This window comes from Azotobacter salinestris, assembly GCF_009363155.1.
Lineage (GTDB): Bacteria > Pseudomonadota > Gammaproteobacteria > Pseudomonadales > Pseudomonadaceae > Azotobacter > Azotobacter salinestris.
Genome location: NZ_CP045303.1, coordinates 1 through 14,433 on the forward strand (window position 1 = coordinate 1; position 14,433 = coordinate 14,433).

The 14,433-nt window shown below is 63.0% G+C and carries 13 protein-coding genes and 8 pseudogenes; 13 read left to right on the forward strand and 8 right to left on the reverse strand.

The window, feature by feature from the left end; all coding sequences use genetic code 11:
• Position 1: 1 nt before the first annotated feature.
• Positions 2 to 390, forward strand: a pseudogene (locus tag GCU53_RS26815) (RNA-guided endonuclease InsQ/TnpB family protein); the annotation flags it as partial.
• Positions 391 to 415: 25 nt separating this feature from the next.
• Positions 416 to 1,162 (forward strand): annotated as a pseudogene (locus GCU53_RS23535) (ATP-binding protein); the annotation flags it as partial.
• An 8-nt stretch (positions 1,163 to 1,170) separates the two neighbouring features.
• Here GCU53_RS23535 and GCU53_RS23540 read toward each other — a convergent pair.
• Positions 1,171 to 2,589, reverse strand: a complete 1,419-nt coding sequence (locus GCU53_RS23540; RefSeq protein ID WP_152387531.1) for an IS4 family transposase — start codon at positions 2,587 to 2,589, stop codon at positions 1,171 to 1,173.
• Positions 2,590 to 2,682: 93 nt separating this feature from the next.
• Between GCU53_RS23540 and GCU53_RS23545 the strand changes: the two are divergent.
• Positions 2,683 to 3,498, forward strand: a pseudogene (locus GCU53_RS23545) (PD-(D/E)XK nuclease domain-containing protein); the annotation flags it as partial.
• A gap of 271 nt (positions 3,499 to 3,769) precedes the next feature.
• On the opposite strand, the gene GCU53_RS25605 reads toward GCU53_RS23545, so the two are convergent.
• A complete protein-coding gene (locus tag GCU53_RS25605; RefSeq protein WP_167520120.1) occupies positions 3,770 to 3,931 on the reverse strand; it encodes a hypothetical protein in 162 nt (53 codons plus the stop codon).
• 422 nt (positions 3,932 to 4,353) lie between these two features.
• Between GCU53_RS25605 and GCU53_RS23550 the strand changes: the two genes are divergently transcribed.
• From GCU53_RS23550 to GCU53_RS26865, 10 genes and pseudogenes are all read left to right on the forward strand, one after another.
• Positions 4,354 to 4,689, forward strand: a complete 336-nt coding sequence (locus GCU53_RS23550) for a hypothetical protein (RefSeq protein ID WP_152390040.1) — start codon at positions 4,354 to 4,356, stop codon at positions 4,687 to 4,689.
• A 315-nt stretch (positions 4,690 to 5,004) separates the two neighbouring features.
• Positions 5,005 to 5,244 carry a hypothetical protein gene (locus GCU53_RS23555; protein ID WP_152390275.1) on the forward strand — a complete coding sequence of 80 codons (240 nt, stop codon included), beginning with the start codon at positions 5,005 to 5,007 and terminating at the stop codon, positions 5,242 to 5,244.
• A gap of 49 nt (positions 5,245 to 5,293) precedes the next feature.
• Positions 5,294 to 5,590, forward strand: a complete 297-nt coding sequence (locus GCU53_RS23560) for an HU family DNA-binding protein (protein WP_152390041.1) — start codon at positions 5,294 to 5,296, stop codon at positions 5,588 to 5,590.
• Between the two features lie 368 nt (positions 5,591 to 5,958).
• A pseudogene (locus tag GCU53_RS23565) lies at positions 5,959 to 6,994 on the forward strand (IS630 family transposase).
• Positions 6,995 to 7,057: 63 nt separating this feature from the next.
• A pseudogene (locus tag GCU53_RS26695) lies at positions 7,058 to 7,396 on the forward strand (AAA family ATPase); the annotation flags it as partial.
• 163 nt (positions 7,397 to 7,559) lie between these two features.
• Complete coding sequence (locus tag GCU53_RS26700; RefSeq protein ID WP_341873607.1) at positions 7,560 to 8,276, forward strand: ATP-binding protein; 717 nt, start codon at positions 7,560 to 7,562, stop codon at positions 8,274 to 8,276.
• Positions 8,277 to 8,462: 186 nt separating this feature from the next.
• Complete coding sequence (gene relB / locus GCU53_RS23575; protein WP_152390042.1) at positions 8,463 to 8,690, forward strand: type II toxin-antitoxin system RelB family antitoxin; 228 nt, start codon at positions 8,463 to 8,465, stop codon at positions 8,688 to 8,690.
• The gene (locus GCU53_RS23580) at positions 8,674 to 8,940 is read left to right on the forward strand and encodes a type II toxin-antitoxin system RelE family toxin (protein WP_152390043.1); all 267 of its coding nucleotides are present in this window, start codon (positions 8,674 to 8,676) and stop codon (positions 8,938 to 8,940) included. Before relB ends, GCU53_RS23580 begins: the two co-directional genes overlap by 17 nt.
• Positions 8,941 to 9,756: 816 nt before the next feature.
• A complete protein-coding gene (locus GCU53_RS23585; RefSeq protein WP_152390044.1) occupies positions 9,757 to 10,047 on the forward strand; it encodes a nucleotidyltransferase family protein in 291 nt (96 codons plus the stop codon).
• Positions 10,044 to 10,130: pseudogene (locus GCU53_RS26865) on the forward strand (HepT-like ribonuclease domain-containing protein); the annotation flags it as partial. The gene GCU53_RS23585 and the pseudogene GCU53_RS26865, both read left to right, overlap by 4 nt.
• Positions 10,131 to 10,639: 509 nt before the next feature.
• On the opposite strand, the gene GCU53_RS23590 reads toward GCU53_RS26865, so the two are convergent.
• The 6 genes and pseudogenes from GCU53_RS23590 to GCU53_RS23615 all read right to left on the reverse strand — a co-directional run.
• A complete protein-coding gene (locus GCU53_RS23590) occupies positions 10,640 to 11,236 on the reverse strand; it encodes a putative adenosine monophosphate-protein transferase Fic (protein WP_152390045.1) in 597 nt (198 codons plus the stop codon).
• Positions 11,237 to 11,238: 2 nt separating this feature from the next.
• A complete protein-coding gene (locus tag GCU53_RS23595) occupies positions 11,239 to 11,406 on the reverse strand; it encodes a YhfG family protein (RefSeq protein ID WP_089170224.1) in 168 nt (55 codons plus the stop codon).
• 197 nt (positions 11,407 to 11,603) lie between these two features.
• Positions 11,604 to 12,560 (reverse strand): quinone oxidoreductase family protein, encoded by a 957-nt coding sequence (locus GCU53_RS23600; RefSeq protein WP_152390046.1) that lies wholly within the window; start codon positions 12,558 to 12,560, stop codon positions 11,604 to 11,606.
• Between the two features lie 99 nt (positions 12,561 to 12,659).
• Positions 12,660 to 13,375, reverse strand: a pseudogene (locus GCU53_RS23605) (pirin family protein).
• 48 nt (positions 13,376 to 13,423) lie between these two features.
• Entirely contained in the window at positions 13,424 to 13,846 is a 423-nt protein-coding gene (locus GCU53_RS23610; protein WP_152390047.1) for a DoxX family protein, read from the reverse strand.
• Between the two features lie 267 nt (positions 13,847 to 14,113).
• Positions 14,114 to 14,365, reverse strand: a pseudogene (locus tag GCU53_RS23615) (tyrosine-type recombinase/integrase); the annotation flags it as partial.
• Positions 14,366 to 14,433 lie beyond the last annotated feature (68 nt).

The window sequence follows — 14,433 nt, forward strand, 5'->3', positions numbered from 1 at the left end:
GTGCATTGAGGACTTGCAGGTGGGGAATATGTCCTGGTCAGCCAAGGGCAGCGCCGAGCAGCCGGGAAAGCAGGTCAGGGCCAAACCTGGCCTGAACAAGGCCATTCTCGACCAAGGCTGGTTCGAGTTCCGCCGCCAGTTGGACTACAAGCTGACATGGAACGGCGGCTGACTCATCGTCGTGCCGCCGCAGAACACGAGCCGGACCTGTCCAGCCTGCAAGCATGTGTCGCGGACAGCCGGCAGACGCAAGCCAGGTCTGCGTGTGTGGAATGTGGTTTCGAGGAAAACGCCGATCTGGTCGGCGCGATCAATGTGCTAAGGGCGGGATACGCCCGGCTCGCCTGTGAAGCGAACGGAGTTTCGCCCGCTCCCATAGGCTACAATCGCCGCATTCTCCTCAAAGTTTCCCACCATGTCTCGCAAGAAGCTGCCCATCGGTATTCAGACCTTTCGCGAGATCCGCGAGGATGGCTGCTACTACGTCGACAAGACCGCATTTGCGCTGCAGTTGATCGAGGAAGGCAAGTACTACTTCCTGTCGCGGCCGCGACGTTTTGGCAAGAGCCTATTCATCGACACCCTGGCCGAGCTGTTCGCCGGCAATGAGACGCTGTTTCGCGGGTTGGCGGCGCATGGTCAGTGGGACTGGAGCCGGCGTTATCCGGTGATTCGCATCAGCTTTGCTGATGGAGTGCTGGATGACCGCCAGGCACTGGATGAGCGCATTGGTGAAATCCTGGCCGACAACGAGCGGGTACTGGATGTCCGTGGTGAGCACACGAGCATCGCCGGACGCTTTGGCGAATTGATTCGGCTGGCGGCAGAGAAGCATGGCGAGCGGGTGGTAGCACTGATCGACGAGTACGACAAGCCGATTCTCGACAGCCTAACCCGACCTGACGTGGCCCGCGAAGTACGCGACGGGCTGCGCAACCTCTACTCGGTGATCAAGGGACATGATGCTCACATCCGCTTCGCCATGCTCACTGGAGTGTCGAAGTTCAGCAAGGTCAGTTTGTTCTCCGGGCTCAACAACCTCAACGACATCACTCTGGACGGCCGCTACTCGGCGATCTGCGGCTATACCGACGAGGACGTCGCTACGGTGTTCGCACCAGAGCTGCCCGGGCTGGATCGTAATGAGATTCGCCAGTGGTACACTTTCAATTACCCATAGCGGGAAGCGACGAGTAGTGCTCCCAGCTTGATGTCCATGAGACGGCACCAGCCTCGCCAGAGAACGACATTGCCGGGTGGCGGATCCGAGGCACGGGCGAGATAGCCGCCAAGCCTCGCAATGTGAATCAGGTAGTCGGAAAGTGTCCTCGATGGAGGAGGTTGGCCGGTGGCGTCGATCATCCGGTCAAGCAGGCCAATTTCGTCCCGGGTCAAGGCAATGCGGGGAGAGGCCTCGGGCTCGGTGCGGTTGAGCATGGTCATCCAGAACAGACGCCAGGCAATGATGCAGAACAAGGCTATGAGATTGACCAGACGCTCGGCCGTCCTGAGCCTGGCTTCCTCCGCACGGCAGCCGGATTTCAGGATCTTGTGGAACGACTCGATCTTCCAGCGCAGGGCATACCAGTCAAGCTTCTCGATCGCCTCCTGCGGCGAGGTGACCGGCAAGTCGGTGATGAGTTGCCAGTCGATGGCCGGCCTGCCGCTCGGCTCCCCACGCTCCCGCGCCTGGATCACGGTCAGGTCGATGGCCGAATAACGTTTCTGCTTGCCGATCGGCGGTAGCACGTGGATACGACGATAACGAAGCTCGACGATGGCTCGGGTGGTTTTCCTGCCCTCTTCGACCAGGACGTCATGAAGTCCCTGGACGGCAACCTCGCTCATCTGGTCGGCAATCGTCTGTTTGCCGCTGCCGGCCAGGCGGTCGACACAGGTCCTGACAAGGAAATGGGTACCGGCAGAGCGTGCCGCACAGAAGAACTCATAGATATCGTTTTCCCGGTCCCCGACATGGACCAGCCGTGCCGGATCGCCGAGCAGCGCGGTAGCATCGCGCAGGTTTTCCAGCCAGCGGACGCTCTCCTTGTGCTCGATCGGCACGCGGGTCGGATTGATCCGGCGCTTGAGAGCCGTCACTCCCCTGAACTTCGAGCGTGTCCAGAAGCGGATTGCGGCCAGTCCCAGGGGGAGCCCCTCCGGCGTGACGACCAGGCTGGAATGCATCAGCAGGCCACAGAGCGTATGCATGGGCCTGCGGCCATCGGTTTTCCGGCCGGGGATGGTGGTAAGCGTGCCGATCTGCTCGGGGTGCGCCCGCTTGTACGAAAACTCGGTCGTATCCTGAAGGACCAGCAGGGGACCGTCGACGGCAGCAGCGCGAATACGCGTCGACTGGAAATGCCCGGCCAGAATCCGCGCCTCGTCTACTGCCGTGTTGGAAAGGAAGCGGTAGGCCGCCTTGGTATTCGCCCAGTCCTGGCAGGCCAGCGGGATGGGTTCTCCCACGGCATTCGCCATTTGCAGCAGCAGCTTGCGCAGCCGCCGGCCAAGGCGTTCGTCCCGGAACGTCGAGCCGGCGAGTTCCTGTTCAATCCAGGAGGCGTCAGCCAAAACAGAGCGGTCCATGGGACACCTCGGCTATGCGTTTCGGTGCCTCCAATGAATCATGTGGCGGCCTCTTGTCACAAGCTCATATGGACCGGTCGCAGATATGGGTAATTGAAAGAGTGGTACAACGGTTACAACTGGGCGGGCACGTCCGTGTACAACCCGTTCGATCTGCTATTGCTATTCCAGAAGCGCGAGTTTCGTCCGTACTGGTTCGAGACGGGCACGCCGCCCTTCCTAATCGATCTGCTTACCCGGCGCCAGGCTTGGTTGCCGGAGCTGGGGCAACTGGAAACCGATGCCGAGCTGTTGTCGACCTTCGAAGTGGACAACATCGCTACCGAGGCGCTGATGTTCCAGGCGGGGTATCTGACCATCGACGAAGAGATCAACCTCGATGGCAACTGGTTCTACCGCCTACGCTATCCGAATCGCGAGGTGTTCCAGAGTTTGCACGCCAGCCTGCTGAACGCCTGGACACCGCAGGGGCAGCCGGTCACTCGCCAACGCATGTCGCTCTACCGTCTGCTGCTGGCCAATGACTTCAGCGGATTGCAGGCGCTGTTCACCGCCTTCTTCGCTGGCATCCCTCACGACTGGTACCGCAATAATCCCATTGCCCAATACGAGGGCTACTACGCCAGCGTGTTCTACAGCCATTTCGCTGCGCTGGGGCTGGATGTGCGTTTGGAAGATGCAACCAGCCACGGGCGCATCGATATGGCCGTGCTGTTCAACGGTCAGGTCTACTTGTTCGAGTTCAAGGTGGTGGAGCTGGTGCCCGAAGGCAAGGCACTGCAGCAGATCCGCGAGCGCGGTTATGCCGAGAAGTATCGTGCGCGCGGCGAACCGATCCACCTGATCGGCGTGGAGTTCAGTCGTGAACGTCGGAGTGTGGTGGGGTTCGAGGTAGAGCGGGGCTACTGACCAGGATATTTCCTGGTCAGCGAGCGTTTTGATTGACCCCTTTCTGAAAATGAACAGAAGTCCCTGCGGAGAGACTTCTCCCCGTTGGACAGCCGGGGCTACTTCAAAACGCAGGGCAACTTCCCGTAAATAGCGTTTCCGGCATGACGGCTTCAATAAGGCCGTTCATGCCGGGACCGTCAAACGGAGAGAAATATATTTTCCGGATTATCAGTTCCCGGCCGGTGTTCGTTCGAAGCAGAGCGCGCGCTGCTGGCTAGCCGAGACCCGCTCAGTTCACAAACCAGCGCCCGAAGCGATACACGGCATAAACCGACAGGATATTTCCTGCGAGCAGGACCTCGGAACTTTCCAGCCAGACGGAAAGTTTGAGTACGATGCCGAACAGCAACGCGAACAGGATCAGCGTCAGCGGAATGCTCAGCAGTTTCATGAAGAGACTGCCGCGCAGCGGACTGGGCTCCTCCAGTTCGTCCCAGCATTCGGACAGACAGAACGGACAACAATTGGAGATGGGTTTTCCGCCGCCGATTCTCCATCCATTAACGCCTGGGAGACCACGGCTATAAATGACGCGTGGCACCATCCAGCGATTACAACGCCTGCACAATACAGAACTGCCTGCCATATCTTTTCTCCTGACGGGTCTTTCTGGGGAGTGGACGCCCCACTCCTCATTGAGGCTCTCATCCCTTGGGCAAAACCCAAGCCGGGGCCTTGGCGCTTTGCACAGGCTCGCACCGACGCCGGCTTCCGTTCTCGGGAGGCCACGGCGCAGAAACCTATGCCGGCGGACTTGGGTTTCCGGGCAGCGGTGTTACCCAGGAGGAGCATCTCAACCCAAGGAGGCTGTTCATGAATCCATTACCCCTGCGCGCCGAGGCGATCGGCCTGATCCTGTTCGCGTTTCTCCCTCTGGTCATGCTGCTGGTGGGCGGATACGCCGTCTGGGAGTGGTGGTACCTCGACCGCTTGCCGGCCGGAGAGGCCGCCGTCTATGGCATGGCCGAACGCCTGACGCCCGGTGTGCTGGCCGTCGTGGTGTTTGCCCTGTGGATGGGAGGGCTCCTGGCTTCCGTCGGCTGGGCCCTGGCCCTCCGGGTCATTGCCCGCTACCGCTGGCCGTTCGGCGCTTCCTGCGCCCTGCTGCTCGGTATTCTGTGGGTGACCCGCCAGACGCTGGCCCTGTGAGGACAAGGGGGCCGCCCCGATGCGGTGGCTCCCTTCGACAGCCCCTCGCCCCTGGCTGGCCACCGACGGCTTTCTCCCGGGCGACTGTTCCGCCGCGGGGGCTTGCGGTCGCCCAGAGTTACCGCGGGGGAGACCGGGCCGTCCGATCCCACGCTGGCGGCTCTGGAGGAGAAACGGCCTGGCGAAAGCGAATCGACCCAGGCTGTCTAGACTGCCTCTTGGCGCCCGGAGGTGGACTCCGGGATAATGCGTGGCTTCAAGACACGCTGTAACGGATACGCCCGCTTGGATACGAAACAGCTTCTCGAAGCCGAAATACGCGAAGCCCTGGGATTGGCACCGGCAAAACCCGCGCCCACCAAACCTAAACAGCGCCCCTCCTACATCCAGGTGGAACTGAGTGTTCGCAAGCCCAGCGGCGGCCCCGCCTTTCGCTTCGAGCACCAGTCCCGCTCGCTCAGCACGCTGGAGGCCCAGCTCGAGGCCGAAAAGATCGTGCGCCAGAAGGGCTGGGAAGTCTGGGCCGTGCTGGACGTACGTCAGGTCTCCGAATAATCCCACGGCCTGGGCTTCAGGCCTTCACCTCCCCGCCATGGAACATGCCATGAACAAAGCCGAGCTCATCGACGCCATCTCGACCGCCACCGACCTGCCCAAAGCCACGGCTGCCCGCGCGCTGGACGCTTTCACCGCCAGCGTTACCACGGCCCTGCAACAGGGGGACGACGTGTCCCTGGTGGGCTTCGGCACCTTCACCGTGAAGGCGCGTGCCGCTCGCGAAGGGCGCAATCCGCAGACCGGGGCCGCGCTCCAGATTGCGGCTGCCAAGCTGCCAGGCTTCAAGCCGGGCAAGGGCCTGAAAGATGCCGTGAATCAGGAAGGGTCCGGGACGGCCGTCTGAGACCTGCGGCACGCTGCCGGAGGAACAAGGTGTGGTGCCGGAAAACGCAAGGCCGAGCAAAACCGGGGTCCGGACGGTAGGCAGACCCCGATCCAGTGCAGGAAGGCATATTGCCCAGCGAGCAGCGGCTCGAGGAGAAGATCGTCAGCGCGCCGCGTTGACGGTCGGATGAAGGGCTGCCGAGTGGTCGCCAGGAAAACACCGGCACTTGCTCGAGCGCTAACTGCGAAGCTTTTTGAGATCGTCTGCTCTGCCACGGGCGGATCCGCAATGGCATTGATCTCGCTGCCTAGCGTCAAACCGGGCTGGCGATAGCAGCCATTACTAAGTTTCTCGAAAGTATTGTCATATTGAGAGACAATACGCCCATGAAATGCAAACGAAACTCCGACGGTCGGGCAATCGACCACCATTCCCTCCAGGTCATGCGTCAGCAGGCGATCAAGGCGGTCCGCGAGGGGCAGACCGTCCAAAGCGTGGCGGCCGCCTTCGGCGTCAATATCCGCAGCGTCTTCCGCTGGCTGGCCGACTTCGCCAATGGCGGACAGAACGCCCTGCTCGCCAAGCCGGTTCCCGGACGTCCCCCCAGGATCAGTGCCGAGGAAATGCGCTGGCTGGCACAGGCCGTTCGGGACCACTCGCCGCTGCAATACCGCTTCGAATTCGGCCTGTGGACCCTGTCGCTGATCGCCGAACTGATCCGCCGCCAGTTCGGCAAGACGCTGTCGCTGTCCGCCGTGAGCCGAGTCATGAAGCTGCTCGGCTTCAACCGCGCAAAAGCCCTTGTATCGCGCCTGGCAGCAGGATGCGGCGCTGGTGCGCCAGTGGGAAAGCGAGACCTACCCGGCGATCCGCGCCGAGGCCCGCGCGGCGGGGGCAAGGATCTACTTCGCGGACGAGTCGGGCCTGCGCTCCGACTACCATGCCGGCACGACCTGGGCACCGCAGGGGGAAACGCCGGTGGTCGAGGTGACCGGCCGACGCTTCTCGGTGAACAGGCTGTCGGCAGTCGGGACGCGCGGCGAGTTCCGCTTCATGCTGCACGACGGGACGGTGACGGCCAGCGTGTTCCGCGAGTTTCTCAAGCGCCTGCTGATCGGTGCCGAGCAGCCGGTCTTCGTGATCGTCGATGGCCATCCGGTGCACAAGGCCCGGCTGGTCAGGGCGTTCGTCGAAGAACAGGCGGGGCGCCTGAAGCTCTTCTATCTGCCCCCGTACTCGCCACAGCTGAACCCGGACGAACAGGTCTGGGGGCACGTCAAGCGCAGTGTGTCCAGGCGTCTTGTGCAGAACCGGGAAGAAATGAAGAAGCTGGCCCTGGGCGCACTGCGCAGAGTCCAGAAGTTGCCGGAGCTGGTGAAATCGTTTTTCCGCCACCCAGACTGCCAATATACAGCGGCATGACATTACTTTTAAAAAGATTAGTAAATGGTGTAATTTCAACCATCAAGTGGATGAAATTACACCATGTATCTGCGCAGCATCCGCCCATTCCTTCTCGAAGCGCTCGAGGAGGCTCCCGTCGTGCTGGTCAATGGCGCCCGCCAGACCGGCAAGAGCACGCTGATCCAGGATCTTGGCCGGGAGGCCGCGTACTACACCTTTGACGATCCGGCGGTCCTGGCGGCCGTGCAGGCCGACCCCTTCGGCTTCATCAATGCGTTGAAGGGGCCGGTCTGCCTCGATGAAGTGCAACGCGCCCCCGGGGTTTTCCTGGCGATCAAGGCGGCCGTGGACCGTGAGCGCACGCCTGGACGTTTCCTGCTGACGGGGTCGGCCAATGTGCTGCTGCTGCCGCAGATCGCCGATTCCCTGGCCGGGCGCATGGAGGTGCTGAACCTCTGGCCGCTGGCCCAGAGCGAGATCGCCGGCCAGCCGACCCGGCTGATCGAGGGCCTGTTCAGCGGAGAGCTGCCGTTTCGAGCGCAACGACTTCATCCAGCGCCTGAACCGCGGTGGCTATCCGGAGGTGCTGACACGCTCCAGCGAGCGGCGCCGGGAGGCCTGGTTCGAAAGCTATCTGCACACGATCTTGCTGCGCGATGTGCGCGACTTGGCCCAGATCGATGGGCTGACCGAGCTGCCGCGGCTGATGCAGGTCCTGGCCGCCCGCAGTGGTGGGCTGCTGAATGCCGCCGAGCTGTCACGCTCGACCGGCATTCCCCAGACCACCCTCAAGCGCTATCTCACCCTGCTGGAGACCCTGTTCCTGGTCCGCCTGGTGCCGGCGTGGTCCTCCCATCTTGGCAAGCGACTCCAGAAGTCGCCCAAGCTGTTTGTCACGGACTATGGCCTGATGGCCCACCTGCAGGGCCTGAGCCAGGCGGGCATGGAGGCGGCGCTGGGACTGCCGGGCGATCTGGTGGAGGCCTTCGTGCATGCCGAGCTGGTCAAGCACCAGGGCTGGTCGGACATGCGCACCCAGCTGATGCACTACCGCACCTCCACCGGCGTCGAGGTGGACTTCGTGCTGGAAAACCGGCGGGGTGAGCTGCTCGGTATCGAGGTGAAGGCGGCCGCCACTATCAGCGGCAAGGACTTCAACGGTCTGCGCCACTTGCGCGAAACCACCCCCCAGCAGTTCAGGCTCGGGATCGTGCTCTACACCGGCGAGCGGACGGTGCGCTTCGACGAGCAACTGGTGGCGGTTCCCCTGGCGGTGTTCTGGAGCCGTCTCTCACGCTGAAAGCGGTATGGCACTGAGTACCCAACAACGTGACAGTGCCTGTCCGTGAATCTCGACTTCTTCATCTGTAGAACGCCCTCAACGAGAAAATTCTACTTCTGATCCCTCCGGATTTTCGGGGGGATTACCTCGGTATTTCTGCTTGATATGATACATTGAATACATGCATTCAAAAGAGGCCGATCCATGCCAACTTCAATCCGATTGGCTCCCGAAATCGAGCAGCGCCTAGACTTCCTGGCCGCCAACACCGGGCGCACCAAAGCGTACTACCTGCGCGAAATCATCGAGCGTGGTCTGGACGAGATGGAGGACTACTACCTCGCAGCCGAAGTGCTGGAGCGTGTCCGCAAGGGACAGGAGCAGGTGCATTCGTCGGCGGACGTAAGGAAAGACCTTGGCCTGGACGATTGACTACACCCAGACGGCTCTCAACCAGCTACGCAAGCTCGACAAGCAATCCGCCCGGCTCATCCTCGACTTCATGGATGAGCAGGTCGCCCTGCGCGAAGATCCACGCAGTACCGGGAAGGCGCTCACCGGCCCATTGGGTGGGCTGTGGCGCTACCGGGTGGGCGACTTCCGGGTGATTTGCGAGATCCAGGATGGCGCGCTGCGTGTCCTCGTGCTGGAGCTTGGCAATCGGCGCGAGGTGTATCGCTAGGTCTGGCCCGGCTTCTCCCTGTAAGCCATCGCCTACAGCAGATCGGGCGTTCACCCAATAGGCGCACAACGGCCAGCGGCGTAGAGTGACTTCCACCAAGGCGTCGAAGGAACGACGCAGGCCGACCATGGATGGCGGCCAATGGGACCGTCGCAGGATGCGGCGACCTCCTCAGGATGAGGAACCCAGGGATGTGGTGTTTACATGAAACGGCGAGGCTAACCCCTCGCCGTTTTTGTTTGGCGCCGAAGAAAGTGGCTCATCCCCTCCCTCCAGATTCGTCATTCGAACCGCCCATCCTTCAGGCGCGACCGCTCGGCCGGTGTGCGGTAAACGAAGCGGCGAAAGGGTGTTAAGGTCCCCGCCGCTGTAACTGGCAGGACGCCAGTTGCTGCTGCCGTTGTGTGCCCCCGCTGCCGCTGCCTGTCGGCCGGGGGCTTTTTATCGCCTCCCGAGCGTTGCTGCTGTGAGGCGCATGTGATCCGGAAGGGACAGTTCAAGGCGGCTGGTGCGAGAGGTGAGGACATCGATGGGATCGGCCCCGCCTTCCTGCATGCAGGGGCGCTGGGCATTGAAGCGATCAGCGTTCCGTTCCTATGCAGCCTCTCTGTCTTCCTGGATGAACCGTTTCATCAGCTTCCCTCTCTGCCCTGACTGTTGCGGTGTGGCATGCTGGCTGCTCCCCTGTTTGGAGATAGTTCATGGATGGACTACAAATGCTCTCTTTTATCGGAATGGCTATCTCAGGCGTCGTCCTGGTGATCGCTCTCACTCGGCCTTAGCCTTTCAACGCGTTTCGCTAACGGAAAGATGTCCATGCGCCCCTCGCTCGTGTTCGAGCTCAAGCGAAGTGCCGTCCGCGAAGCGGCGAGCCGCTTCCGGGTGACCAATCCGCGCGTCTTCGGTTCGGTGCTGCATGGTACCGACCGGGACGGCAGCGACCTCGACCTGCTGGTCGATGCCTTGCCCGGCGCGACGCTGTTCGACCTGGGCGGCCTGCAGGACGAGCTGGAATCGCTGCTCAGCGTTCACGTCGATCTGCTCACTCCCGCCGACCTGCCACCGAAGTTCCGGGCCAGGGTACTGGCGGAAGCTCGGCCGGTATGAGTCAGAACCGTTTGCCCGACTACCTTGACCACATGCAGCAGGCCGCAACTGATGCCTGCTGTTTCGTGGAGGGGTTGGCCAAGAGCCTGGGCGTATCCGTTCCTACGCTGTACCGCTGGATACCGGCTTCTGCACACGCTTAGCGTGCTTTGAATTCCGTTTTCCAGGATACTGGTCGCGGTGGTTCCTGCCCCGTGGGCCACACGGTGTGCTCAATAGCGGACCTTGAAGGTGGGCGAATCCTCTGCCCGCAGGTGTCTGCGGTCGTAGAGGGGGACGTCTCAGAAAACGGATCGCAAAGTACGCTAAGCCGGTTGCAGCGGCCATAGCGGCCTGAGCTTAACCAACGCCGATCTTGGCGCGGCGATGGATCGATTCAGAAAGCGGAAAAATCGCACGTTAAGCCGTTGGCAGGCGGCCTTGCTCGTAAACGACGGTTTGCGGCAAGCCCGCCAGGGCCTTCCCTCCGGCGCGGCATGGAAAATCAAGACATTGCCATTCGCCGCACCAAACCCATTCGTCCCGGCTCCACCCGGAAGCCTGCGAGGCCGGATAAGTGCTTAAACCTATGTCCACAAGCGCTGTGGCAAGATCATTCACCGATGGGCTGGCCGATACACCTGTCGAAGACCCGCTCCAGTTTGGTGTAGTCACAGAAGACGGCAGCGATGTTGGCCTTGATCCACTCCGACTCCTCCACGGCCCACCAACTGATCTCGAAGCCCGCGTTGACGATCAGGTGCTCGAACAGGATGCGTTGGGCGCGACCATTGCCTTCTCGAAAGGGATGGAGCATGTTGATGTCGCCAAAGCACTCGGCAACCGCAGGAATCAGCCGCGAGCGTTCCCAGCCCTCGAACCAGTTGGCCTCTGCCATTTTCCGGAAGATCTTGCCTGCTTCAGGTTCGATGCGCTTGACGTTGCAGAAGTGCGTGTCGCCCTTGGCGATATCCACGCTACGAAGCTCCCCCGCCCAGTCGTAAATATCGCCAAACAGGGCTCGGTGGATATGCTTCAGGTAGTCCAGCCCGTAGGGAGGAGGCTCAAAATCGAGCTGGCTGGCAGCCAGCTCGGAAAGCTCGCGCACGGCACGCGATAGCTGCCCTTCATCCTGGAGGTCGAGACGATTGCGCAGGATATCTGTACCGGGATAGCAGTAAGGGTCCTGCCCTGTACCGTACTTGTCCAGGGTCAGGACTGCTTGCGGTAAGCGTTCAGGATGGCTTCGCGGGTAGGCAGTTCGCGCTGGGATTCCGCCAAGGTGACCTCATAGCCTTCCAGACGCAGGCTGGCGACATAATTGGCACGACGGGTCTTGGCGCAGTAGGCCTTCTTGGCTTGCAGACTGAGGGCGCTCACGGTTCCAACCTCATCTCGTTGCAGAGTGTTCATTGTAACGAAGTCTCTTTCAGTCAACGAGCCAAAACGTGCCTCGCCCAAGCGGGATCCCGGGCCCGCCCCATTCACTTGGGCCTGCCATGCTCATGATCCTGCCGCCTGCGCCGAGTCCGCGAAGCGCCTCGCAGGCCCGGCGGCGAGCGCCAAGCGGTCCTGGTTCAGGGAATCAGGATCACCTTCTCGCTGCGCCCTTCGTCGACGTCGGCATAACGCGTAGGGCCCTCGGCGAGGGGGGACTCGAGCAATCCCTCCGGAGCGGGCAGGGTGCCGTCGTCGAAATGCCGGCCAAAGCGCTCCAGCATCCGTGCGCATTCGGCGCAGCCGTAGAGCAGCGAGTTGATGCCCACCACCGAGCCGCCACGGCGATACAGGTCCAGCGCGGGCAACTGCACCTGGCCGTCGACCGGCGCCGCGATAATGGCGATGCGGCCAAAGGTCGCCAGCGCCGGGACTGCGGCGGCGAGCCAAAAGCCGGTGGTATCGAAGATCACCTGCGCGCCGCCCTCGAACACCTGTTCGACCTGGCTGGGCAGGGCTTCCGGAGTAGTCAGCGGCAGCGCTTCAAACCCCTGGGCCTGCAGAGCCAGCCGCTGTTCCTCACGGCGCGCCGCACCCAGCACGTGCGCACCACGCACCCTGGCCAGTGCCAGGGCCGCACGGCCCACCGCGCCGGCGCCGATCACCAGTAGCCGCGTGCCACGGCCCACGCCGCTACGCTCCAGGGCATCCCAGGCGGTGGTATAGGGCACGCCGAGGCTGGCGGCCTGGCTGAAACTCAGGGACGCAGGCTTCAGCGCCACGCCGTCGGCGGGCAGCTTCACGTAGGCGGCGTGGGCGCCGTCGTTATAGAAGCCCAGCTCCTTGCCCGTCCCCCACACCGCTTTGCCCAGCAGATTCTGCGGACCTTGCACCACGATGCCGGCAAAGTCCCGTCCGGGAATCCGCGGCAGGGTGGTGTAGGGGAAACGTCCGAGCACGTTCTTCACGTCGCTCGGATTCAGTCCGCTGGCTCTGACCTCCACCAGCACCTCGCCGGCAGCAGGGATCGGCGTCGGCAGGTCGAGATAACGCAGCGCAGACAGGTCGCCGGTTTGGGAAAATTGCAGTGCTTTCATGAGAACTCCTTCAAGAGCGCCAGTGAGCGATGGGTTGCGGTTCTGGTTTTCGCCGGGCGTATACCCAGCGCTGCCCGCAGGGGCCACCGTGGGTACCGTTCAGGGCATTCGCGGCCGTTCGTTGGGGCGCAGATCGAAGACCAGCACCTCGGCCTGCTCGCCGTCGGCGAACTCCAGGCGCTCGGCATGCCGTCGCCCGCCTCCAGGCGCTGGCCGTTGACGCTCAGCGCACCGCGCGCCAAGTGCACGTAGGCGTGGCGCTGCCCACCGAACTCCAGAGTGGCCCGTTCCGCGCCGTCGAACAGCCCGGCGTAGACCCGGGCGTCCTGGTGGAGGCGCAGCGAACCCCGCTCGCCGTCCGGCGAGAGGATCAGCTGCAGCCGGCCACGCTTGTCCTCGTCGGCGAAATGTTGCTGCTGGTAGCCCGGCGTCACACCCTTTTCGGCCGGGACGATCCAGATCTGCAGGAAGTGCACCGGCTCGCGGGGCGAGGCGTTGTACTCGCTGTGCGCGATGCCGGTGCCGGCGCTCATCAGCTGGATGTCGCCCGGGCGGATCACCGAGCCATTGCCCAGGCTGTCCTGGTGCTGCAGGGCGCCGTCGAGCACGTAGGAGAGGATCTCCATGTCCCGGTGCGGGTGGCGGCCGAAGCCCTGGCCGGGGGCGACGCGGTCGTCGTTGATCACCAGGAGGTCGGAGAAGCCCACCTGCTCGGGGTCGTGATAATCGGCGAAGGAAAAGCTGTGTCGGGATTGCAGCCAGCCGTGGTCGGCCTGGCCGCGCTCGCTGGAGCGGCGCAGTTCGTGGGTGTTCATCTCGGATTCCTCGATCGGGACGGCCCGGCCGAAGCCGGGCGGGAAGTCTCAGGCGTGGGCGCTGCGGCGGCTGCGGTAGGCATCCAGGCTGAGGGCGCCGGCGCCGAAGGCGGCCACCTGCAGCAGCCCCCCGGCGATCGCCAGGTTTTTCAAAAAGTGGATGAACTGGTTCTGGTCGCCCAGCTGGTTGTGGAACGCCAGGGCCGTCGCCACGGTGAAGCCGGCCATCACAGTGGCGACCAGGCGGGTGCGATAGCCGACCAGCAGCGCTGCGGCGAAGCCCAGCTCGATCAGCAGCGCGACCGCCAGGGCCAGCGTGGGGAAGGGCAGGCCGGTGCTGCCGATGTAGCCGAGGGTGGCGGCCGGGGCGGCGGCCTTGCCAAGGCCGCTGACGATGAACAGCGAACTCAGCAGGGCGCGGCCGGCGAAGGCGCTGGCGGTGTGGGTGGCGGTCGAGGTCGAAAGGGTCATGTCCGTGTCTCCGGGTAGGTAGGGGTGCCTTGTTCAGCACCATGAGCACAGACTAGTGTCTCCTTCCGATTCGATTAAGATGCCGAAAAGTGCAATATCGTCCACTCAGGAGTGACAATGAACCAGCTCGAGGACCTGCGCCGGTTCGTCGCCGGAGTGGACGGCAGGAGCTTCACCGCAGCGGCCGAGGCGCGGGTCCGTTGTCGTGCGGGTCTCACGCCTGACGACCGATCGTGGTGGATTCCGACCCGGGGCCACGCGGTGCTGTCAGTAGCGCACCTTGAAGGTGGGCGAAGCCTCCGCCCGCAGGTGCCGGCGGTCGTAGAGCTGGGTGGTGCTGATATTGGCATGGTCCAGCCACTGCTGGACCTTGGCGATGTCGGCCTCGTGCTCGAGGGCGTTGGTGGCGGCGGTGGCGCGCAGGCCGTGGACGCCGAGGCCCTCGACCCTAATGCCGGCCGCCTTGGCGTAGGCCCCGACCAGGGCATGGATGCCCTCGGCGGAGATCCCGGTGCCGGTCCTGTGCGCTTCGACGAGCAACTGGTGGCGGTTCCCCTGGCGGTGTTCTGGAGCAGTCTCTCAAGCTG